21 protein-coding genes are annotated in these 20,245 nt (G+C 63.8%); 7 read left to right on the top strand and 14 right to left on the bottom strand.

The features are described from left to right. Positions 1-102 precede the first annotated feature (102 nt). Together ACN9MZ_RS01425 and ACN9MZ_RS01420 are read left to right on the top strand one after the other, a co-directional pair. Positions 103-966: an EamA family transporter gene (locus ACN9MZ_RS01425; RefSeq protein ID WP_426340565.1), complete on the top strand. Its 864-nt coding sequence runs from the start codon at positions 103-105 to the stop codon at positions 964-966. Next, a complete protein-coding gene (locus ACN9MZ_RS01420) occupies positions 966-1,583 on the top strand; it encodes a nitroreductase family protein (RefSeq protein ID WP_426340564.1) in 618 nt (205 codons plus the stop codon). The genes ACN9MZ_RS01425 and ACN9MZ_RS01420 overlap by 1 nt, the downstream gene beginning before the upstream one ends. 11 nt (positions 1,584-1,594) lie before the next feature. Here ACN9MZ_RS01420 and ACN9MZ_RS01415 read toward each other — a convergent pair whose 3' ends face one another. After that, positions 1,595-2,467 (bottom strand): DMT family transporter, encoded by an 873-nt coding sequence (locus tag ACN9MZ_RS01415; RefSeq protein WP_426340563.1) that lies wholly within the window; start codon positions 2,465-2,467, stop codon positions 1,595-1,597. 79 nt (positions 2,468-2,546) lie between these two features. Between ACN9MZ_RS01415 and ACN9MZ_RS01410 the strand changes: the two genes are divergently transcribed. Together ACN9MZ_RS01410 and ACN9MZ_RS01405 are read left to right on the top strand one after the other, a co-directional pair. After that, positions 2,547-3,425 (top strand): LysR family transcriptional regulator, encoded by an 879-nt coding sequence (locus ACN9MZ_RS01410; RefSeq protein WP_426340562.1) that lies wholly within the window; start codon positions 2,547-2,549, stop codon positions 3,423-3,425. After that, positions 3,422-4,027, top strand: a complete 606-nt coding sequence (locus ACN9MZ_RS01405) for a YdeI/OmpD-associated family protein (protein WP_426340561.1) — start codon at positions 3,422-3,424, stop codon at positions 4,025-4,027. The genes ACN9MZ_RS01410 and ACN9MZ_RS01405 overlap by 4 nt, the downstream gene beginning before the upstream one ends. Here the strand turns inward: ACN9MZ_RS01405 and ACN9MZ_RS01400 are convergent. Then, positions 3,994-4,464: a DUF2269 family protein gene (locus tag ACN9MZ_RS01400; protein WP_426340560.1), complete on the bottom strand. Its 471-nt coding sequence runs from the start codon at positions 4,462-4,464 to the stop codon at positions 3,994-3,996. The genes ACN9MZ_RS01405 and ACN9MZ_RS01400 overlap by 34 nt on opposite strands. Continuing rightward, the gene (locus ACN9MZ_RS01395) at positions 4,452-5,759 is read right to left on the bottom strand and encodes an SDR family oxidoreductase (RefSeq protein WP_426340559.1); all 1,308 of its coding nucleotides are present in this window, start codon (positions 5,757-5,759) and stop codon (positions 4,452-4,454) included. The genes ACN9MZ_RS01400 and ACN9MZ_RS01395 overlap by 13 nt, the downstream gene beginning before the upstream one ends. Positions 5,760-5,807: 48 nt before the next feature. Between ACN9MZ_RS01395 and ACN9MZ_RS01390 the strand changes: the two genes are divergently transcribed. After that, positions 5,808-6,278 (top strand): hypothetical protein, encoded by a 471-nt coding sequence (locus ACN9MZ_RS01390; RefSeq protein WP_426340558.1) that lies wholly within the window; start codon positions 5,808-5,810, stop codon positions 6,276-6,278. Here the strand turns inward: ACN9MZ_RS01390 and ACN9MZ_RS01385 are convergent. Continuing rightward, on the bottom strand, positions 6,275-9,391 hold the full coding sequence (locus ACN9MZ_RS01385) for a response regulator (RefSeq protein ID WP_426340557.1): 3,117 nt from the start codon (positions 9,389-9,391) through the stop codon (positions 6,275-6,277). The genes ACN9MZ_RS01390 and ACN9MZ_RS01385 overlap by 4 nt on opposite strands. A gap of 125 nt (positions 9,392-9,516) precedes the next feature. On the opposite strand from ACN9MZ_RS01385, the gene ACN9MZ_RS01380 reads away from it, so the two are divergent. Further along, positions 9,517-9,726, top strand: a complete 210-nt coding sequence (locus ACN9MZ_RS01380; protein WP_426340556.1) for a YgaP family membrane protein — start codon at positions 9,517-9,519, stop codon at positions 9,724-9,726. Further along, complete coding sequence (locus ACN9MZ_RS01375) at positions 9,726-10,244, top strand: RNA polymerase sigma factor (protein ID WP_426340555.1); 519 nt, start codon at positions 9,726-9,728, stop codon at positions 10,242-10,244. The genes ACN9MZ_RS01380 and ACN9MZ_RS01375 overlap by 1 nt, the downstream gene beginning before the upstream one ends. On the opposite strand, the gene ACN9MZ_RS01370 is transcribed toward ACN9MZ_RS01375, so the two are convergent. From ACN9MZ_RS01370 to hemN, 10 genes are all read right to left on the bottom strand, one after another. Next, a complete protein-coding gene (locus ACN9MZ_RS01370) occupies positions 10,241-10,780 on the bottom strand; it encodes a FixH family protein (RefSeq protein WP_426340554.1) in 540 nt (179 codons plus the stop codon). The two genes, ACN9MZ_RS01375 and ACN9MZ_RS01370, sit on opposite strands and share 4 nt — an antisense overlap. 10 nt (positions 10,781-10,790) lie before the next feature. Further along, positions 10,791-12,158 (bottom strand): cytochrome c oxidase accessory protein CcoG, encoded by a 1,368-nt coding sequence (gene ccoG, locus ACN9MZ_RS01365; protein ID WP_426340553.1) that lies wholly within the window; start codon positions 12,156-12,158, stop codon positions 10,791-10,793. Between the two features lie 16 nt (positions 12,159-12,174). Next, a complete protein-coding gene (gene ccoP, locus ACN9MZ_RS01360; RefSeq protein WP_426340552.1) occupies positions 12,175-13,107 on the bottom strand; it encodes a cytochrome-c oxidase, cbb3-type subunit III in 933 nt (310 codons plus the stop codon). Further along, complete coding sequence (locus ACN9MZ_RS01355) at positions 13,100-13,246, bottom strand: cbb3-type cytochrome oxidase subunit 3 (protein ID WP_426166823.1); 147 nt, start codon at positions 13,244-13,246, stop codon at positions 13,100-13,102. The genes ccoP and ACN9MZ_RS01355 overlap by 8 nt, the downstream gene beginning before the upstream one ends. A gap of 1 nt (position 13,247) precedes the next feature. Then, positions 13,248-13,862 carry a cytochrome-c oxidase, cbb3-type subunit II gene (gene ccoO / locus ACN9MZ_RS01350; protein WP_426166821.1) on the bottom strand — a complete coding sequence of 205 codons (615 nt, stop codon included), beginning with the start codon at positions 13,860-13,862 and terminating at the stop codon, positions 13,248-13,250. Positions 13,863-13,885: 23 nt separating this feature from the next. Further along, positions 13,886-15,310: a cytochrome-c oxidase, cbb3-type subunit I gene (gene ccoN / locus ACN9MZ_RS01345; protein WP_426340551.1), complete on the bottom strand. Its 1,425-nt coding sequence runs from the start codon at positions 15,308-15,310 to the stop codon at positions 13,886-13,888. A gap of 78 nt (positions 15,311-15,388) precedes the next feature. Then, positions 15,389-15,535, bottom strand: a complete 147-nt coding sequence (gene ccoS / locus ACN9MZ_RS01340) for a cbb3-type cytochrome oxidase assembly protein CcoS (protein WP_374581330.1) — start codon at positions 15,533-15,535, stop codon at positions 15,389-15,391. 4 nt (positions 15,536-15,539) lie between these two features. Continuing rightward, positions 15,540-18,008: a heavy metal translocating P-type ATPase gene (locus ACN9MZ_RS01335; protein WP_426340550.1), complete on the bottom strand. Its 2,469-nt coding sequence runs from the start codon at positions 18,006-18,008 to the stop codon at positions 15,540-15,542. Next, positions 18,005-18,790: a sulfite exporter TauE/SafE family protein gene (locus ACN9MZ_RS01330; RefSeq protein ID WP_426340549.1), complete on the bottom strand. Its 786-nt coding sequence runs from the start codon at positions 18,788-18,790 to the stop codon at positions 18,005-18,007. The genes ACN9MZ_RS01335 and ACN9MZ_RS01330 overlap by 4 nt, the downstream gene beginning before the upstream one ends. Positions 18,791-18,797: 7 nt before the next feature. Continuing rightward, positions 18,798-20,228, bottom strand: a complete 1,431-nt coding sequence (gene hemN / locus ACN9MZ_RS01325; protein ID WP_426340548.1) for an oxygen-independent coproporphyrinogen III oxidase — start codon at positions 20,226-20,228, stop codon at positions 18,798-18,800. Positions 20,229-20,245: the final 17 nt, after the last annotated feature.

The following is a 20,245-nucleotide window of genomic DNA, read 5'->3' as shown; positions in this document are numbered from 1 at the left end:
CGTCTCCAGTTAGCTATCGGGACGATTATAACAATTTATCTCGACTTCAAGATAAATTTGCTATACTCCGATTTATCTCGATTTCAAGATACTTTTGCAGCCATGAAAAAATTCCCCTTAGCCGATACCGCGATCACCGCACTGGCCCCCGTCATCTGGGGTTCAACCTATATCGTCGCCACCGAAATCCTGCCCGCCGGGCGGCCCTTCACCGCCGCCGCCGTGCGCGCCCTGCCAGCCGGCCTGCTGTTGGTGCTGTTCGCCGGCCGCATGCTGGCCCGCCATCTCTGGTGGCGCGTCGCCGTGCTGGCGGCGCTGAACATCGGCGCGTTCCAGGCATTGCTGTTTGTCGCTGCCTACCGCCTGCCGGGCGGCTTGGCAGCCGTGCTGGGCGCGATCCAGCCAATCGTCATCATGGGCTTGGCCTGGGGCTGGGATGGACGCCGCCCGCAGTGGGCCGCACTCGGCGCCGCTGCAGTGGGCGTGGCCGGCATGGCCGCACTGCTGCTGTCGCCATCTGCCCGCTGGGATGCCCTCGGCGTTGCCGCAGCCCTGGCCGGCGCCCTGAGCATGGCTGTCGGCACCTGGCTGGCGCGTCGCTGGAAAACCGGCTTGCCGGTGGTCGAACTGGCCGGTTGGCAGCTCCTGCTTGGTGGCCTGATGCTCACGCCGCTGGCGCTGCTGGCCGATCCACCACTGCCAGCATCGTTGGCCACCAGTGAAGTGCTTGGCTATGCCTACCTGACTTTCGTCGGCGCCCTGGTGGCTTACCTGCTGTGGTTCCGTGGCCTGAGCAAGCTGTCGCCGGTCGCTGTGTCCTCGCTCGGCCTGCTGAGCCCTGCGACGGCCGTAGTCCTGGGCTGGATCCTGCTTGGGCAGAAGCTTGGCGGCACCGCAATGGTCGGCCTGGCCGTGGTGCTGGGCAGCGTACTCACTCTTCAACTCAAACTGCAGGAGGCTAAGTAATGTCTAACCCAATCAAGGACCTGATCGAATCCCGCGTCTCGGCCAACTATTTCGACCCAGCGGCACCGGTCAGCGACGAGCAGGTGGCGGAGTTGGCGCGCCTGGCGACGCTGGCGCCTTCCGCCTACAACGTGCAGAACTGGCAGTTCATCGCCGTGCGCTCGCAGGAGGCGCGGGAAAAGCTGCGCGAACTGTCCTTCGGCCAGCAGAAAGTCGTGGATGCGCCGGTCACCTTCATCATCAGCGGCACCTTGAAGGCCCACGACCAGGTGGCGGCAGCGCTGAAACCGGCTGTGGATAAAGGCATACTTATCCAACCCGTTGTCGACAGCTGGACCCGCATGGCGCAGGGTTCGATGGACGGCGACGAACGCGCCCAGCGCGACGAGGCCTTGCGTTCGGCCTCGCTGGCGGCGATGACCATGATTCTGGCCGCAGAAGGCATGGGCCTCTCGAGCTGCGCCATGACCGGCTTCGACGCCCAGGCCGTGCATGCCGCCTTTGGCCTGGATAGCAACGAAGTACCGGTCATGCTGGTCGCCGTCGGCCACGCCGCCCAGGGCAACTGGCCGCAAAAGCCGCGCCGCCCACTGGGTGACGTGCTGCGCTACGCCTGATCAGCGCTGGATTATCGATTTGTGATCGTCACACCGGTGGCCACCAGCAGGCCGCCGGCAATCATCGACGCCATCACCTGCTCGCCCAGCATCAGTGCCGCGAGTGACACACCGAATACCGGCACCAGGTTGTTGAACACCGCCGTGCGTGCCGGGCCAAGGGCTTTCACGCCCTCGTACCACCACACGAAGGCCACCACGGTGCCAAAAGCGCCCAGGTAGGTAACCGACACCCACACTTGCCAGCCCAGAGATGCCCACGCCACGTTCGGCAATTCACGCGAAGCAGTGATCAGCAGGAAGCCCAGGCCCCACAGCGAAGCGTAAGTGGTGGCGGCGATCGGCGACAAGCCTTTCAGCGCGGCGCGGCCGACCAGGGTGTAGGCTGCCCAGCACGAAGCCGCACCCAGCATCATCAATTCACCGATGCCGATCGACTGGCTGATGTCATGCAGGGCTGCCATCGGCTCGCCGCGCGTAATCAGCACGGTAGCGCCGATAAAGGCGATGCCAATCCCCGCCCATTTCTGCCAGTTCAGGCGCTCACGCAGCACCGCGGCAGCGGCCAGCGCGGTCACGATCGGATTCATCGCGATGAAGAGGGCCGAGCGGCTGGCTTCCATTTTTCCGAGCGCAGAGAAGAAGCAGAAGTTGTACAGGAAGATACCGGTCAGGCCCAAGGCCGCGGTCGCGCCCAATTGCTGCATCGAGAGTTTAGGCAGGCCGCCTTCCCGTTTCCAGGCAAGCACCAGCAGCAGCGCAGCGGCAATCGAGAAGCGGATGGAGGCTGCCGTCAGCGGGGGCAATGCATTCGAGACAATATGGCCGGCGATGAAGGTGCCGCCCCAGATCAGGGTGCAGGCGATCAGTTTCAGGTAGATCATGGCAGTGGGCCTTGCGTGTCAGTGAAGGAGGTTATACATTAATGCTAATCCAGACTCATAGAAAAATGAGTAAATACTCATGACGTTCACCCAACTGGAAATCTTCGCCCTGGTGGCGGAATTGCGCGGGTTCACCGCCGCCGCCATGCGGCTTGGCGTGAGCCAGTCCGCTATCTCACATGCCGTCAAGTCGCTGGAGCAGGAGCTGGGCGCCCAGCTCATCGAACGGCAAGGCGCCACGGCCGACGTGACGGAACTGGGCCAGCGCCTGCTGGTGCGCGCCCGTGAGATCCTCGGCTTGGCGGAATCGATGCGGCAGGAAGTGTCGGCAGCCAGCGGCCTGAATAAGGGCTTGCTGCGCATCGGCTCCTTCGGCCCGACCTCTTCGCTCAAGCTGATCCCGGCCATTCTCGACGTCTTCCAGAAGCGCTACCCCGGCATCGAAGTGCGCATCGACGAAGGCACGGACGACGACACCCTGCAATGGATCCTCGATCGCCGCGTCGACATCGGCTTTATCCAGCAGCCTGACGACCGTTTCGACACCGTCGACCTGGTGGAGGACCAGATGGTGGCGCTGCTGCCGGCAGGCCACCGCCTGGCGGCCAAGAAGTCTGTTAGCGCTCATGACCTCGCGCACGAACCCTTCATCATGCCGGATGCAGGCTGCTCGACCCTGATCGAACCGCTGTTTGCCGCACAGGGCCTGTGCCCGCAGGTCCGTTACCGCATGTCGCAGGTGCTGACCGTGCTGGGCATGGTGGGGCGCGGCGATGGCGTGTCGGGCATGGCAGAATTGGCGCTGCCGATCGACCTGGCTGCCAGCCATCCGAACATCGCAGTGCGCCCCTTCTCGCCGCCAGTGCGGCGCCGCGTCGGACTGGCATTGCGTAACCTTGCGCAGGCATCGCCGGCCGCCAAGGCATTTGTCGAAGTCGCACGAAAGGTCAAGTTATGAGCACCAAAGTCGAACTGGAGCAGCGCCTGTTTGCCACCGGAAAAGCATGGTGGACGTGGCTGCAGAAGCAGCATTCCTCCTCGCCCGGCGTGTGGATGAAGATCGCCAAGAAAGAGGCGCCGGAAACATCGGTCCAGTACCCGGAAGCGCTGGATGTGGCGCTGTGTTTCGGCTGGATCGACGGCCAGAAGAAGAGCATCGATGAGCAATATTGGCTTCAAAAGTTCACGCCGCGCGCCAAGCGCAGCATCTGGTCCAAGGTTAACCGCGACAAGGTTGCAGCATTGGTCGAAAAAGGGCTGATGCAGCCTGCCGGGCTGGCGGAAGTCGAGCGCGCCAAACAGGACGGCCGCTGGGAAGCAGCGTATGACTCATGGAGTGCGGCGGAAGTGCCGGCCGATTTGCAGGCAGCGCTGGATGCCAGCGCAAAGGCGCGCGCGAACTTCTCGAAGCTTAGCTCGCAGAACCGCTATTCGATCCTGTTCCGCACCCACCAGGCCAAGCGCGCTGAAACGCGGGCCAAACGGATTGGCGAGTTCGTCGCCATGCTGGAGCGCGGCCAGGCGATCTATCCCCAGGCTGGCTTCACGACCATCAAGTAGAACACGGCGATGAAGGCGAAGAAAGCCGGAATTCCAAGCACGACCCAGGCGCGGAAGTAGCGCCAGAACTGGGCCGGCAGCGGGGCCGCCTGCTGCATCGCTTCCGCCGCGATATCGCGCATTTTCATCTGCAGCCAGACAACAGGCAGCCAGCACAGCAAGGCGATCACGAACAGCACGACGGACCATTTGATCCAGGGCGTCTGCATCGGAAAGCCGGCGAGGTGGATCAGGTAAAAGCCGGTCGCCGGCTGGGCGATCATGGTAACGCCGGTGAACAGCCAGTCTGCAATCACCAGGATGCGGGTGACGACGGCGATTGCCTGCACATTTTTGCTGATCACCGCGAACAGCAGGTACCACGCGGAGCCGATGCCTGTGCCGAACAGCAGCGTTGAAGAGAGGACGTGCAGCCATTTTACGGTCAGGTATTGCATGACGGTTTCTCCATTTCGTAAAGCATCCAGAGCGCGGCCAGCATGGGCAGGTTCTTGCTGATTGGGCCATAGGGGTGGAGCAGGAATTCAGGCAGGCGCCAGGCGATGACGATGCTGTAGAAGGCGATCAGGGCGATCTGCGCAAGCCATAGCCAATGCCGGCTGCGGCCTGGCCATGCCAGCGTAGCCACGCCGAAGGCCAGGTCGAACGCGGATGCGCCGTAAAGCATCAGCGGCGCCAGCATTTGCGGCACGCCGGTGCGGACCAGCAGGGTGTAGCTGTCGGCGACCGGATACAGGCCGGCCGATACGATGGCAGTCCAGATCCACACGGCGGCGATGCTCGCACGCAGCAAGGGCAGCAGCCAGTCGAACTGGGCCTGGCTGCGCGTAGCCTCCGGCTGGGAAATAAAGTCGCGTACCGCGCGCGGCTGGCGGCCCAGCAATGCAGCCAGGGGGGCGGCGTCAGCGGTATTTCCGCGCGCCAGCATCGCAAGCGCTTCGTGGTCGAGTGGACTGCCTGGAAGCATGCCCGCAACGCGCGACAGGCAGCGCGCGAGCCAATCCGGCAGCCGCAGCACGGGCAAACGCCACCGGCCCAGGCCCATCGCTTCCCTCAACGTGCGCAAATAATCTACGAATGGCAGCGCCTCCGGGCCAACCAGCGCCAGGCGCGCCACGCCGGCGCCAGTTGCAGGACGCTCGCCGGCTCCCCGCTCGACCAGGATAACGATAGCGGCTACGACATCGTCGATATGGACCGGCTGCACCAGCTGCGGCGCGCTGCCCAGCCGGACCGCGAGCGGCATGGCGGCCAGCATGCGGAACATGCGCGCGCTGGCACCTTCCGCACCATAGACCAGCGAGGGCTGGACGATGCAGCCGTTCAGCTGCGACGCAGCCAGTGCATCGTCGGCCGCCTTCTTGCTCGCATGGAAGGCCGAACGCGCGCCGGCATCGGCACCAAGCGCCGACACCTGCACCACATAACGTACGCCCACCTCGGCGCAGGCGGCGAACAGCGCGCGCGGCGCCGCCTCATGCACAGTCGTAAAAGAAGCTGCGCCTTGCGGACGAAAAATACCCACCGCATTCACCACCGTATCCACGCCCTTGAGGCGCGCCGCCCACACAGCTTTTTCGGTATCGTGGACGAAGTCTGCAGGAACAAAGCCCATGCGATGATCGCGGCTGGGATGCCGCCCGGCAGCAATAACCTCATGACCGCGCGCCAGCAAGGCCGCCGCAACACGCGACCCGATAAACCCTGTAGCGCCGGTCAGCAGCACCCGCATTGGCTCCTCCCCCCGTCCTCGGACATTACACGAAAAAGGAGAGTCGCCATGGACACTTGGAGCACTGCGCTCAAGCACAGCGTATTGCCCGGCGCACTGGCCAGCCTTGCCTCGACGCTGGTGCTGGCCGCCTGCGGCAAACGCGAAGCCGGCAGCATGTTTGCAGGTGTCAATGCCGTCAGCCACTGGCTCTGGGGCAACAAGGCGATGCGCGTCGACAAGCCTACGCTCAAGTACACGGTGGTCGGATACCTGATCCACCACGGTGCGTCAATGTTCTGGGCCGCGCTATTCGAAAAGTCCTGCTGCAAGACACTCGACAAGAAGGAGGCAGCAACCACCGCCACTGTCGCAGCGGCGGCAAGCGCTGTAGCCTGCTTCACCGATTACCAGCTGACGCCGCACCGGCTGCGCCCAGGATTCGAGGAGCGCCTGTCGCGCCCCTCGCTGCTGATGGTGTACCTGGCCTTCGGGGCGGGCCTGGCTGCCGGCGCCTACCTGAACCGGCGCGACAGCTAGCGGTCTTCCTGCTCCAGCCAGCGGCGCCCGTGCGCCAGCACCTGCTCCAGTTCGTAGCGCACGGCAGCCAGCATGTCGGGCAGCTTGTCTGGATTGCCGACCCGGATTGCCGATTCGGCGTCCAGCGTGGCCTTCACCAACCGTTTCGCCCCCAGCACGCCGACCGCGCCGCGCAGGCTGTGCAGGATGCGTGCCGCCTCGCCGGGCCGGCCCGCGAGCACTGCCGCATCCGCATCGTCCATGGGCTGCAGGCCGCCTTCCAGCGCGCCGCGCACCATCTTGAACATGACCGCCCGGCCCTTCTGATCCTTGCCCATCACGCGCATCAGGCTGTCCATGCTGAATACCTGCTCGGACGGCGCCTGCTCCGAGGGCGCCGTGCCGGCATCGTTCGCAGCGGGCGCGCTGCCCGCAGGCTTGCGCAGGTAGCGCTCTATCACCGCCATCATCTCCTCGATCACTACCGGCTTGGCGATGAAGTCAGTGATGCCGGCCTCGGTGCAGCGGTGGCGTTCGGAAGCCAGCACGCCTGCGGTCATCGCTATCACTGGCAGGTCCAGTTTCAGCTCGTCGCGGATCATGCGCGTGGCGCTGAAACCATCAAGCACCGGCATCTGCATATCCATCAGCACGATGTCATAGCGGCTGGCGCTGGCCTGCAGGATATCGACCGCCTGCTGGCCGTCGCCCGCCACGTCGAGCGTTGCGCCGGCAAGTTCCAGGATGCCGCGTGCCACGGCCTGGTTCAGCAGGTTGTCCTCCACCAGGAGGAAATGCGCGCCGCGCAGCCGGTTGCCCAGTGCGGAAGCCGACGCAGAAGCATCTTCGGCTCCGCTGGTCGCCGCCAGCGCCTGGTGCAGGGCGTCGAACAGGCTCGATGCCGTGATCGGCTTGACCAGTACCGCATCCGCTTCCGGGGTGCTGGCGATATCGTCGACCTGCGCGCGCGCGAAAGCATTGATGGTGACCACGATAGGCTGGCGGTGGCCCTCGGCCGCCCGCCTGATTTCGCGTGCCGAGGCATAGCCGTCCGATCCCGGCATGTGCCAGTCGGTCAGCACCACGTCGTAAGGGTGGGGCCCGCATAGCCGTTCCTGAAAACGCTGCAGGGCTGCCTCGCCATTATCGACTTCGTCCGCATCCCAGCCCCAGGCGCGCAACAGTTGGGCGATCATGGTGCGGCTGGTGCTGTTATCGTCCGCTACCAGCACGTTCAGCGGCCCGATGGTCGGCAGGCGTCGCGCTGCGGCGCGTTCCGGCAGCACGCCGAACCAGAGCTCGAAGGAGAAGGTGCTGCCGTCGCCCGGTGCGGTTTGAAGCTGCACCTGCCCACCCATCAGTTCCACTAGGCGGCGTGTGATAGCCAGGCCCAGGCCTGTGCCGCCAAAGCGGCGGGTGATGCTCTCGTCGCCCTGCGAGAAGGCGTGGAACAACTGGGCCGTCTGCTGTTCCGTCATGCCGATGCCGGTGTCGCGGACTTCGAAGCAAATCAGCGCACGGTCGGCCACCCGCACCGCCGTTTTCACCGACACCACCACTTCCCCCTGCTCGGTGAACTTGATGGCGTTGCTGGCCAGGTTGGTCAGGATCTGCTGCAGTCGCAGCGCATCGCCATGAAGCAGGGTTGGCACGTCCGGCGCCACCACGATGGCCAGTTCCAGCTCCTTGTCTCCGGCGTTCATGGTCATGGTGGTGGCCAGGGTCGCCATCGCCTCGTCCAGGTCGAAGTCGATCGGCGCCAGTTCCATGCGGCGGGCTTCGATCTTGGAAAAGTCCAGCACGTCGTTCAGGATGCCCAGCAAGGACTGCCCGGAAGTACGGATCATGTTCAGGTATTTGCGCTGTTGCGCGCTGAGCGAGGTATTCCCGAGCAAATACACCATCCCCAGCACGGCGTTCATCGGCGTGCGGATCTCATGGCTCATATTCGCCACGAAGTCGCTCTTGGCGCGATTGGCTGCCTCGGCACGGTCGCGCTCCTGCTCCAGCTCCTCCGCGCGCAGGCCGGCTTCCGCCATCAGGGTCTGCGAGTGGGCTTCCGCTGCCTGGCGCTCCTGCATCAGGCTGTTGAATGCTTCCGTCAGTTCGCCAACTTCATCTTTGCGGGTGACGGGAATCGGGGTGAACGCGCCAGGCGCGGCACGCAGGTCCTGGATCGCATTCCGCAGCTTCGCCACTGGCGCCAGCAGGTAGAGCGTGATCCAGCCGATCAGCAGCGCGGCGACCACTGACGCCGCTACGCCCCATGCCAGCATATGTAGCAGAACGCCTTCGAAAGGCTCAAAAGCTTCATTCACCGGCAGGATGGAGGCAAGCAGCCAGTCGGTGGATTTCAGCCGCCTGTAGCTGCTGACGCCCGGCACCCCGGCGGCACTGGTGCTGAAGACGGTGCCCTCGAACTCCCCTTTCATCGCGCGCGTCGTAGCCGGATTGGCATTCGGCGCCCGCGGCTGAAGGATGCGGCTGGCTTCGGGATGCACCACGTAGATTGACGGCTCGCCGAGCGTCACGGCGAAGTAGTAGCCGGTCTTGCCTACCTTGGCGGTGCGCAGGTGGCCCAGCATGTTGTCCTTGTACAGCCGCAGCACGCCAGCCAGTACGCCGGCCACCTTGCCGCGGTCGTCCAGGATGGGCGCCACCATCTGCACAATGGGCTGGCCGCTGACGCGGCTCTTGATCGGTCCCGCAATCATGGGCTTGCGGGTCTCCAGCACTTTCTTGAAGTATTCGCGGTCGGCGACCGAGACCTTTTCCCGTCCGGTAATATGGGGAACATCTGCCACCACGCTGCCGGCGGCATCGATCACGATGACGTCGTCGAACATCGACAGCATGGCGCGTTCCTCGTACCAGTTGCGCAAGCCGGCGGGGTCGTTCATCAGGCTGCGAGGCTGCTTGCGCGCCGACTGGGCGATGACGTCCAGCAGGGTAGTCAGCTTGTCGTCCAGGTCTTCGGCCGTGCGGGTGATCAGGGCATCCTGCTGCGCAAACAGTACCTTGGTGAAGTCCTCGCGCAGGCGTTGCGCCTGCAATACGGTCACCACGGCGATCATCACGATGGACGTGATGCTGGTGGCAAGAGCGACCTTCACATTGATCCCGAGAGGCTTCATCGACGTCCTTTGGGCGAGGGGGCTGCTGGCTAGTGTAATTTATTTTGGTAACCGCGAATCCAAATCCGGAATCGCCCCCTCTTAGCAAGTGAGGAATTTCCCTCCCATTGCGAAAGGAGTGCAAAATGTTCTATGTTAAAAATGTACCAACCTGGGAGCGCGCCCTGCGCGTGATCGTCGGCCTGGCCGTGGTGGCCTGGGCAGTCCTGGCCCTCGGCGGCCTGTGGGGCACGGTCGTGGCGCTGTCGGCGGCGGGGATCGTGCTGTCAGGTCTGTTTGGCTTCTGCCCGGCCTGCGCCATGGTGGGCCGCAAACTGGATAAGGCGAATCGGTAATGGCACTTCTTGAACAGCACCAGCCGGTGCTGCAGGCAGCCCACAGCGGCGATCCGCAGGCACTGGCCAGGCTGCTGGCGGTGTGCCAGCCCGACATCCGCCGTTATGCGCAGCGCAATTGCCTGATCAGCGACGTCGATGATGCGGTGCAGGAGGTGCTGCTGGTGATGTCGCGCCGCCTGTCTTCGCTGAAGGTGCTGGCGGCGTTTTCCGGCTGGCTGTTCAAGGTCGTGCAGCGCGAGTGCCGGCGGCTGGGGCGGCGCGCCATCAACTACGACCCGTATGACGAGGAGCGCGCCGAGCAATGGCTGGCATCGCAGGATGATGCAGGCCTGCGGACGGAACTGGTGCAGGCGCTGGAATCGCTGCCGCGCGACTACCTGCAGATTGTGCTGCTGCGCGACTTCGAGGAGCTGAGCATTGCGGAGATTGCGCAGGAACTCGGCCTGACGACGGCGGCTACCAAGAGCCGCCTGCACCGGGCGCGTGCACTGGCGCGCGAATACCTGGTCGGCTAGCGCGCCGTGCCGGGCGTAGTGCCAACGTCGGCGCGGATCGCCACTTCGCGTTCTACTGGCCATTGCCAGACGCCTTCCAGGCGCCAGTCGCGCTGCTTGCCCTCGACCAGCACTTGCCAGCGCGAGCGCTCCAGCATCGGCAGCGCCACGCTGAAGTTGCCGGCTGCATCGGGGCGGGCCATCAGCACCATGTCGCGATTCGGCTGGGTGGCGTGCTGTAGGCGCACGGACAGTATCTCGTCCGCGAGCGGCTTGCTGCTGCCGACATGGCCGCGCAGCAGCCCTTCCGCTGCGTCGTAGCGCAGGCCGATCGACAAACCGAGGGATGCGGCCGCGCGGTCACGCCGCAAGTCCTGGTTGATCGCCTTGCCCTGCTTGTAGTAGTCGCCCACCACCAGCGCGTCCTGGCTGGTGAAGGCGACATAGCTGGTGGCGATGCCAGCCACCGCCACAACGGCTGGGCCGAGCATCAACAGCCACGGCCAACGGTGGGTGTACCAGGGGGCAGCGTCGGCGGGGGCGACGGTAGCATTCATTTCAATCTCCTTAGCGCGGTACGATGAATACCGCTTTTTCCTTGACGGCCAGCGATGGATCATCCAGCGCCGTCAGCTCAATCGCAATCTTGTTCGAGCCAGTGGTGCCTTTGCCGTGCTCCGCGCGCAGGCGAATCGGTACGGCACGGGTTTCGGTCGGGCCTACTTCCACGGTGTCCGGCACGGCAACCTGCAGCGTATCGATGCCGCTGGCACGAATGCGGTAGGTATGGCCCTGCTCCGTGGTGTTCATGATCTGCAGGCGGTACACGTTCTCGATCATGCCGTTCTCCACCTCACGGCCCATCGAGCCACGGTCGCGGATCACGTCCATCTTGAGCGGCGTGCGCAACGCCAGCGTGGTGAACACTGCGACGATGAAGAGCAGCAGTCCGCCGGTGTACAACATCACGCGCGGACGCATCACGCGCTTGCGGATGTCTTTCGCGCTCAAGCCCTGCGCCATGGCGCGATCGGTGCTGTAGCGGATCAGGCCGCGCGGCTGCTCGATCTTGTCCATCACGATGTCGCAGGCGTCGATGCAGGCGGCGCAGCCGATGCACTCGTACTGCAGGCCTTTGCGGATATCGATGCCGGTCGGGCAAACCTGCACGCACAGCGAGCAGTCGATGCAGGAGCCTTCCGATTTCGGGCCGCGTGGTTCGCCGCGCTTTTCGTCGTAGGTGATGATCAGCGTGTCGCGGTCGAACATCGCGCTCTGGAAGCGGGCATATGGACACATGTACTTGCACACCTGCTCGCGCAGCCAGCCAGCATTGCCGTAGGTGGCCAGGCTGTAGAAACCGACCCAGAACCATTCCCATGGGCCGAAGTTGAAGGTCAGCGCTTCAAACGCCAGGGTGCCGATCGGCGAGAAATAGCCGACGAAAGTGAAGCCGGTCCACAAGGCCAGCAGCAACCAGGCGGCGTGCTTGCCGCCCTTGCGCCAGATCTTGTTGAAGGTCCAGGATTCTTTCGCAAGGCGCATCTGGGCGCTGCGCGAACCCTCGAATTTGCGTTCGATCCACAGGAACATTTCGGTGTAGACCGTCTGCGGGCAAGAGAACCCACACCATACGCGGCCGGCGACCGCCGTGACCAGGAACAGGCCCCAGGCACAGGCGATCAGCATGGCCGCCAGGTAGATGAAGTCCTGCGGCCACAAGACCAGGCCAAAGATGTAGAACTTGCGCGTCATCAGGTCGAACAGGATGGCCTGCCGGCCATTCCATTGCAGCCAGGGCGCTCCGTAAAAAACCAGCTGTGTCAGGATCAGGCAGATCCAGCGCAGGTTCTGGTAATGGCCTTTCACCTCGCGCGGGAAGATATCCTCGCGCTTGGCGTACATCTTGATGACTTGTGGTGCGGGGGCATTCATACAACTACCTTTTTTGCTACTTCATCGCGGTGACTGGAGGGTTCGACAGGCCCCAAACGTAGGCTGCCAGCACATGCACTTTGCCTTCGCCGAGGAAGTCCTCGAAGGCAGGCATGGTGTTATTGCGGCCCTTGCGGATGGTTTCCATGATGGTCTCGGCGCTGCCGCCGTACAGCCAGGTCTTGTCGCTCAGGTTGGGCGCACCCAGCATCGGGTTGCCCTTGCCGCCTGCACTGTGGCAGGCCATGCAGGCACTGAACTTCGACTTGCCCATGACGGACTTGATCGGGTCGTGCGTGCTGTCCGACAGGCTCAGGACATACTGCGCGACGTTCTCGATATCCTTTTCCGAACCCACTGCCGCACCCATCGGAGGCATCACGCCGTGGCGGCCCTTCATGATGGTCAGCTTGATGGTGTCGGGATCGCCGCCATGCAGCCAGTCCTTGTCGGCCAGGTTCGGGAAGCCCTTGTTGCCGCGCGCATCGGAACCGTGGCACTGTGCGCAGTAGGTCAGGAACAGGCGTTCACCGATGGCGTGCGCCTGCGGGTCTGCCGCAACAGCCTTCAGGTCCTGGCCCTTGTATTTGTCGAACAGCGGGCCGTACTCCTTCTCGGCCTTGGCCAGTTCTTCCTTGTGCTCCTTGGCGGAAGTCCAGCCCAGCGAGCCCTTGTAGCTGCCCAGGCCTGGATACAGCCACAGATAGCCGATGGCGAAGGCGATGGTCAGGTAGAACAGCCACATCCACCAGCGCGGCATGGGCGTATTCAGCTCGGTCAGGTCTTCGTCCCAGATATGGCCGGTGGTGCCGACTTTGCCGTCCACCGACTTCAGGGCCGAACCTTTGACGGAGGACTGAGACCACAGCAGCACGCCGCAGCCGACGATGCCGATGACGGTCAGGACGACGACGTACAGGTTCCAGAATTCGCTGGTGAAATCAGCCATGGTCCTTCTCCTCGTCAGCGAAAGGCAGCTTGGCTGCTTCTTCCCAGTTGCCGCGCTGGGCCCACCATACGATGCCGAGGAAAGTGAGGAAGGAAATCACCGTCATCACATTGCTCGCATTGCCAAAAAAGTTTTCCATTTCAGTTCCTCGTCTTGATCAGGGTGCCCAGGCCTTGCAGGTAAGCCACCAGCGCATCCTCTTCCGTCTTGTTGGCCAGTTCGGCCGGTGCGGCGGCGATTTCTTCTTCCGTGTACGGGTCGCCCATGCGCTTCAGCGCGCGCATCTTCGGCACCACGTCCTCCGGCTTCAGCTTGTTCTGCGCCAGCCACGGATAGTTAGGCATGTTCGATTCCGGCACCACGTCGCGCGGATTGTTCAGGTGGGTGCGGTGCCACTCGTCGGAGTAGCGGCCGCCAACGCGCGCCAGGTCGGGACCAGTGCGTTTCGAGCCCCACTGGAACGGGCGGTCATACACAAACTCGCCTGCCACCGAGTAGTGGCCGTAACGCTCGGTCTCGGCGCGGAACGGACGCACCATCTGCGAGTGGCAGACGTAGCAGCCTTCACGCACGTAGATGTCGCGGCCGGTCAGGCGCAGCGCGGAGTAAGGCTTCAGGCCCGCCACCGGCTCCGTGGTCGACTTCTGGAAGAACAGCGGGATGATTTCCACCGCGCCGCCAACCGACACCACCAACGTGACCAGTGCGATCAGCAGCCAGGGGTTCTTCTCAATCCATTCATGGGAAAATTTCATCTTCTACTCCGATCAGTTGCCACTCAGGCGGCCATGCTCAATTCAGGGATGCGTGCACGCGTCGTTTCGCGGCCCTTCAGGGTCATCCAGGCGTTGTAGGCCATGATGCACATGCCGGCCAGGTACAGGGTTCCGCCGATGAAGCGCACCACGTAGTACGGATAGGTGGCCTTGACGCTTTCCACGAAGGTGTAGGTCAGGGTGCCGTCGGCATTCACTGCGCGCCACATCAGGCCCTGCATCACGCCGGCAATCCACATCGCAGCGATGTACAGGACGACGCCGATGGTGGCGACCCAGAAGTGCAGGTCGATCAGCTTGGTGCTGTACATCTTGGTCTGGCCGGCCATGCGTGGGATCAGGTAGTAGATCGAGCCCATGGTGATGAAGCCCACCCAGCCCAGTGCGCCGCCGTGAACGTGGGCGATGCCCCAGTCGGTGTAGTGCGACAGTGCGTTGACGGTCTTGATCGACATCATCGGGCCTTCGAAGGTGGCCATGCCGTAGAAGGACAGGGACACGATCATCAGCTTCAGGATCGGGTCGGTGCGCAGCTTGTGCCATGCGCCGGAGAGGGTCATCATGCCGTTGATCATGCCGCCCCAGCTTGGCGCCAGCAGGATCAGGGAGAACACCATGCCCAGCGACTGCGCCCAGTCAGGCAGCGCGGTGTAGTGCAGGTGGTGCGGACCCGCCCACATGTAGGTGAAAATCAGCGCCCAGAAGTGCACGATCGACAACTTGTAGGAGTACACCGGACGCTCGGCCTGCTTTGGAATGAAGTAGTACACCATGCCCAGGTAGCCGGCGGTCAGGATGAAGCCCACCGCATTGTGGCCGTACCACCACTGGATCATCGCGTCCTGCACGCCGCTGTACATGGAGTAGGACTTGAACAGCGAAGCCGGCATCGACATCGAGTTCACCACGTGCAGCAGGGTCACCGCCAGGATGTAGCCGCCGAAGAACCAGTTGGCCACGTAGATGTGCTTGACCTTGCGCTTGACGATGGTGCCGAAGAAGACCACCGCGTAGCTGACCCACACCAGGGCGATCAGGATCGAGATGGGCCATTCCAGTTCAGCGTATTCCTTGCCGCGGGTGAAACCCATTGGCAGGGTGACCACGGCGGCCAGGATCACGGCTTGCCAGCCCCAGAAAGTGAAGGCTGCCAGCTTGTCGGAGAACAAACGGGCCTGGCAAGTGCGCTGCACCACGTAGTACGAAGTGGCGAACAGGCCGCTGATGCCGAAGGCGAAAATCACTGCATTGGTGTGCAGGGGACGCAGGCGACCGTAGGTCAGCCAGGGAATGTCCAGGTTCAGGGCGGGCCAGGCAAGTTGGGCGGCGATGATGACGCCGACCAGCATGCCCACAACGCCCCACAGTATGGTGGCGATCGCGAACTGCTTCACGACCTTGTAGTTGTAGTCCAGTGATTGATCCACTTTGAATTCTCCAGGCAGACACTTTGATGAGATATGTCAAAGGTTACCGAGGAGCACTTCAAAAAAACATGACGTGGATCAAATCCGGTCGTTGTCCTGCAAAACGCGGATGGCCGGGCCAACCATGTCGTCGAATTGGCCATCATCCGAGGCCTTGAAAAACAACCACAGCGCGCCGAAAACCAGGCCGACGCTGATGGGTATGAGCAGGTAAAGTGATTCCATTTTTTTAACCTCTGCGCAAACGGAGCGCATTGAGAACGACGATGGCGGAACTGGCCGCCATGCCAACGCCGGACAGCCAGGGGTTCAGCACACCGAAGGCCGCCGCCGGAATGGCAACAATGTTGTACAGCGTGGCCCAGGCCAGGTTCTGGCGGATCACGCGCATGGTCTTGTCCGCGCTACGGGCGGTTTCCGTCAGCAGCGGCAGGCGGGCGTCGAGCAGTACGCAGTCGGCATGCACTTGTGCCAACGTTGCCCCGCTGCCCATTGCGAAAGAGACATCGGCCACGCTCAGCACGGCGGCGTCATTGATGCCGTCGCCGACCATGGCCACCACGCCGCCGCGCGCTTGCAGCGACTGCACATAAGCCAGCTTTTCGTCCGGCAGGCAGTCGCCGATCGCCTCCGTGATGCACAACTGTCCCGCCACGCTTTCTGCCAGCGCCTGCTGGTCGCCGCTAAGCAGCACCACTTCCTTGCCGCGCTGTTGGAAAAATTCAACCGTCCGCCGCGCGTCGGCCCGCACTGCGTCGGAAATGCGGAAACGTCCCAGCCAACGGCCCTGCATGCCCAGCCACACGGTCGTCATCGGCGAACCGTCGATGGCATCCGCAGCGCCAGCCGCTAAGGCCTGACCCAATCGCGGTACCGGGCCGCCGGCGATGCCGGCGACATATGCCGCGCTGCCGAGGCGATAGCGAACGCCATTCACCATGCCTTCCATGCCCTGCCCCGCCAGTTCCTGCAGGCCGGTGGCGCCAGCCGCGCCAGCGCCATGCGCGTCGGCCGCAGCGCTGATGGCGCGCGCAATCGGGTGCGCGCTGCCAGTTTCGAGCGCCGCCGCCACGCGCAGGATGCCGATGATCCGCGCCCCGTCGATCGCGTCGACTCCCTGCACTGTCGGCCGGCCTTCAGTCAGGGTGCCGGTCTTGTCAAACACGATATGCGTGGCGCGGTGCAAAGTCTCGAGGACATGCGGCTGAACGACCAAGGCGCCTTTGCCCAGCAAGCGGTCGGTCGCCGCTGCCAGCGCCGAGGGAGTCGCCAGCGACAAGGCGCACGGACAGGACACCACCAGTACCGCAATCGCGACCGGCCACGCACGCGCTGCGTCATGCCAAGTCCAGAAGCCAAAGCTGGCCGCCGCGAACAGCAGCAGCGCAGCGACAAACCAGGAGGCGGTACGGTCCGCCCACTGTGCAATTTGCGGCTTGGCGCTGCCGGCGCGCTCGATCAGCTTGAGCAGGCCGGCCAGGGTGCTTTCGCGCGCCGGCTTCTCAACGCGCAGTACGACCGGGCTGCCTGCGTTGACCGCGCCGCCGGGAATCGTATCGCCGACCGTCTTGCGCTGCGGGGCGCTCTCGCCGGTCAGCAGCGACAGGTCGACAGCCGTACTGCCTTCCACCACCACGCAATCTGCCGCCACGGCCTCGCCGCCTTTGACGATGATGTGGTCGCCGGCGGCAAGCGCGCTGGCGGGCACGGTGGTGGCATCGCGCAAATCCGGCCATGCAGCGAGGCGTTGCGCCATCTCCGGCACGCCATGGCGCAGGCGCGACAAGGCGCTGGCTGCTTTGCGGCGCGCCACCATTTCCAGGTAGCGGCTGGCCAGCAGAAGAAAAATGAACATGGTGACCGAGTCGTAATACACCTCGCCGCGGCCACGGAAGGTCGATACGACGCTGCCGACGAAGGCGGCCATGATGCCCAACGCCACCGGCACATCCATGCCCAGCACGCGCGCCTTCAGGCTGGCCCAGGCGCCTTTCAGGAAGGGCTGGGCGGAGTAGGCAATGGCGGGCAGCGTCAGGAGCAGGCTGGCCCAGCGCATCAAGCTTGCCATGCCGGCATCCAGCGTGCCATCGTCGCTGGCCATGTATTCCGGCGCCACGTACATCATCACCTGCATCATTGACAGGCCGGCCACGAAAAGCTGGCGGCCCAGCGTACGGCTGGCTTTCTGCAGTTGCGCATCGTGCCGCGTGGTGTCGTAAGGCCAGGCGTTGTAGCCGATGCTGCGCACCGCTTCCAGCAATGCCGCAGCGGCAGTTTTATCCTTGTGCCAGCGAAGGAACAGCTTTTCCGTGGCCACGTTCAGGTTGGCCTGCTGCACGCCATCGACCTGGCGCAACCGATGCTCGATCAGCCACACGCAGGCGGCGCAGCGGATACCTTCCACCAGCAAGGTCGTTTCGCGCGCATCGCCGTCGTCGATGATGTTCGGATCGTCTTCCGGCAGTGCGAGCGCGGCTGGCACCAGCGCCGCCGCGCTGCCCACCTCGCCCGGCGCGGCGAAGCTGCTTCGTTCGCGGTAATAGCTGGTCTGGCCGATATCGATGATGGTCTGCGCAACAGCCGCGCAACCAGGGCAGCACATCGCGCGCTCGACGCCTTCGATGTTCACATGCCAGTTGGCGCTTGCAGCGACTGGCTGGCCGCAATGGAAGCATGCCGCAATTTCGTTCATCATCATGGCTGCACCGTCAGGCAAAGCGCATCGAACCACGCATGCTGCCCACCGCTGGCCGCGCGTGCCAGGCCCAGAATGCCAAAGCCCAGCACCAGCAGGCCGCAGGCCACGCGCACCGAGCGTTTTTGCAGGTATTCACGCAGCTTTGCGCCCGCCATGCCCATCGCCAGCAGCATCGGCAGCGTGCCCAGGCCGAAGGCGCCCATCACCAGGGCGCCATCCAGTGCGGAGCCGGTCAGGATGGCTGTCAGCAGCATGCTGTACACCATGCCACAAGGCACCCAGCCCCACAGGCCGCCGAGCGCCAGCGCCTTCCACGGCGTATCCATTGGAACCAGGGGCTTGACCATCGGTTGCACGCGGCGCCACAGGATGCCGCCCACAGCCTCCACGCGGGCCAGGCCGCGCCAGGCGTCCATCAGGTAGAGGCCCATGGCGACCAGCATCAGGTTAGCCATCCAGTAGGCGATCAACTGCGCGGATGCCATGTGTGCCAGGCTGGCGATGCTGCCCGCGATCCCGCCCGCAATTGCACCAGCCAGCATATAGCTGCCAATGCGCCCGCTGTTATAGGCCAGCACGTGGCCGAGCGCGCCGGCATTGGCGCCGGCCCAAGTCATGGCGGCACTTCCACCCGTGCCCGTGCGCGCAATCGGGATCACGCGAGCACGCGACGGCGCGGCGGGCGGCCCGCCAACGCTGAACGCGCTGACGATGCCACCGCACATGCCGGCGCAATGCACACTGCCGGCCAGGCCGGCAATCAGGATGGGCAGAAGGTTCATGAACTCCTCAAATCGTGCGCGAGAAGCGCAGCGGATGGACCTGCCCCGGCGCTGTGCCCGCAGCACGGTCGACGGCCAGGTGGCGGTCGAACACCATGCAGATATTGCGGATCAGCAGGCGGCCCTTCGGCGTGACGGAAATCCAGTCGTCCTCGATCGAGAGCAAGCCATCGCGCTCGAACTCGCGCAGCTTTTGCAGTTCCTTGGCGAAGTACTGGTTGAAGCGGATCGGGTAGCCCAGTTCAAGCGCCGAGATCGACAGCTCGAAATTGCACATCAGGTTCTGGATCACCATGCGGCGCAGCAGGTCGTCGTTGTCCATGGCATAACCACGTGCGATCGGCAGGCGCCCTTCGTCCAGGCGTGCATAGTATTCGTCCAGCGTCTTCTCGTTCTGGCTGTAGGTGCCGTTCACCGAGCTGATGGCCGACACGCCCAGCGCCACCAGGTCGGTTTCGGCATGGGTCGAATAGCCCTGGAAGTTGCGGTGCAGGCGGCCCTGGCGCTGTGCCACGGCGAGATCGTCGTCCGGTTTGGCGAAATGGTCCATGCCGATGTAGACGTAGCCGGCCTTGGTCAGGCGGTCGATGCACAGGGCCAGCATATCCAGCTTCACGGCCGGCGTTGGGAGTTCGTCTTCCGCAATACGGCGCTGCGGCTTGAACAGGTGCGGCATGTGCGCGTAGTTGTACAGCGCGATGCGGTCCGGATTGGCTTCGATCACCTTGTCCATCGTTGCCTGCATGGTGGTCATGCTTTGCTTTGGCAGGCCGTAGATCAGGTCCACGCTGATGGAGCGGAAGCCGGCGTCGCGGGCAGCCTGGATCACGGCCAGGGTTTCCTCGGCGGGCTGGATGCGGTTGACGGCCTTCTGCACGTCGGGATCGAAGTCCTGCACGCCCATGCTGACACGGTTGAAGCCCTGCTTGCGCAGCGTATGGATACGTTCGGCATCGACGGTGCGCGGATCGATCTCGATCGAGTACTCGCCTTCTTCATCCGGTGCGAACTCGAAGTGCTTGCGCAGGTGGGCCAGCAACTCGCCCATCTGGTCGTCGTCCAGGTAGGTCGGCGTTCCGCCGCCGAAGTGGAGCTGCTCCACGCGATTCATGCCCGCGAACAGCTTGCCCTGCATATCGATTTCCTGCTTCAGGTAGCCAAGGTAGGTGACGGCTTTGCTGCGGTCCTTGGTCACCACCTTGTTGCAGGCGCAGTAGTAGCAGACCACGTTGCAGAACGGGATATGGACGTACAGCGACAGCGGTGCACGCGCCCCGCGCAGGCGCAGGTTGGCTTGCGCTTCGAGGAAGCTGGAGTAGCTGAAGTCCGGCTTGAAGCGGTCGGCTGTCGGGTACGAGGTGTAGCGCGGGCCGGAAGTGCTCATGCGGCTGATCAGCTCTGCATCAAACTGTACGGTTGGTTCTGCAATGGTATTCATGATTTTCTCGTTCGGTA

The sequence above is a fragment of the Pseudoduganella sp. S-14 genome, from assembly GCF_049913285.1.
Classification (GTDB): Bacteria; Pseudomonadota; Gammaproteobacteria; order Burkholderiales; family Burkholderiaceae_D; genus Rugamonas.
The sequence above is the reverse complement of the archived record's forward strand: the minus strand, read 5'-3'. Positions and strand labels throughout refer to the sequence as shown.

Bases quoted from the DNA above. Each gene is read 5' to 3' on its own strand.
- ACN9MZ_RS01375 (WP_426340555.1), top strand. From the start codon at position 9,726: ATGGCACTTCTTGAACAGCACCAGCCGGTGCTGCAGGCAGCCCACAGC.
- ACN9MZ_RS01415 (WP_426340563.1), bottom strand. From the start codon at position 2,467: ATGATCTACCTGAAACTGATCGCCTGCACCCTGATCTGGGGCGGCACC.
- ACN9MZ_RS01395 (WP_426340559.1), bottom strand. From the start codon at position 5,759: ATGCGGGTGCTGCTGACCGGCGCTACAGGGTTTATCGGGTCGCGTGTT.
- ACN9MZ_RS01370 (WP_426340554.1), bottom strand. From the start codon at position 10,780: ATGAATGCTACCGTCGCCCCCGCCGACGCTGCCCCCTGGTACACCCAC.
- ccoP (WP_426340552.1), bottom strand. From the start codon at position 13,107: ATGGCTGATTTCACCAGCGAATTCTGGAACCTGTACGTCGTCGTCCTG.
- ACN9MZ_RS01405 (WP_426340561.1), top strand. From the start codon at position 3,422: ATGAGCACCAAAGTCGAACTGGAGCAGCGCCTGTTTGCCACCGGAAAA.
- ccoS (WP_374581330.1), bottom strand. From the start codon at position 15,535: ATGGAATCACTTTACCTGCTCATACCCATCAGCGTCGGCCTGGTTTTC.
- ccoO (WP_426166821.1), bottom strand. From the start codon at position 13,862: ATGAAATTTTCCCATGAATGGATTGAGAAGAACCCCTGGCTGCTGATC.
- ACN9MZ_RS01385 (WP_426340557.1), bottom strand. From the start codon at position 9,391: ATGAAGCCTCTCGGGATCAATGTGAAGGTCGCTCTTGCCACCAGCATC.
- hemN (WP_426340548.1), bottom strand. From the start codon at position 20,228: ATGAATACCATTGCAGAACCAACCGTACAGTTTGATGCAGAGCTGATC.
- ACN9MZ_RS01400 (WP_426340560.1), bottom strand. From the start codon at position 4,464: ATGCAATACCTGACCGTAAAATGGCTGCACGTCCTCTCTTCAACGCTG.
- ccoG (WP_426340553.1), bottom strand. From the start codon at position 12,158: ATGAATGCCCCCGCACCACAAGTCATCAAGATGTACGCCAAGCGCGAG.
- ACN9MZ_RS01380 (WP_426340556.1), top strand. From the start codon at position 9,517: ATGTTCTATGTTAAAAATGTACCAACCTGGGAGCGCGCCCTGCGCGTG.
- ACN9MZ_RS01420 (WP_426340564.1), top strand. From the start codon at position 966: ATGTCTAACCCAATCAAGGACCTGATCGAATCCCGCGTCTCGGCCAAC.
- ACN9MZ_RS01425 (WP_426340565.1), top strand. From the start codon at position 103: ATGAAAAAATTCCCCTTAGCCGATACCGCGATCACCGCACTGGCCCCC.
- ACN9MZ_RS01335 (WP_426340550.1), bottom strand. From the start codon at position 18,008: ATGATGATGAACGAAATTGCGGCATGCTTCCATTGCGGCCAGCCAGTC.
- ACN9MZ_RS01355 (WP_426166823.1), bottom strand. From the start codon at position 13,246: ATGGAAAACTTTTTTGGCAATGCGAGCAATGTGATGACGGTGATTTCC.
- ACN9MZ_RS01390 (WP_426340558.1), top strand. From the start codon at position 5,808: ATGGACACTTGGAGCACTGCGCTCAAGCACAGCGTATTGCCCGGCGCA.
- ACN9MZ_RS01330 (WP_426340549.1), bottom strand. From the start codon at position 18,790: ATGAACCTTCTGCCCATCCTGATTGCCGGCCTGGCCGGCAGTGTGCAT.
- ACN9MZ_RS01410 (WP_426340562.1), top strand. From the start codon at position 2,547: ATGACGTTCACCCAACTGGAAATCTTCGCCCTGGTGGCGGAATTGCGC.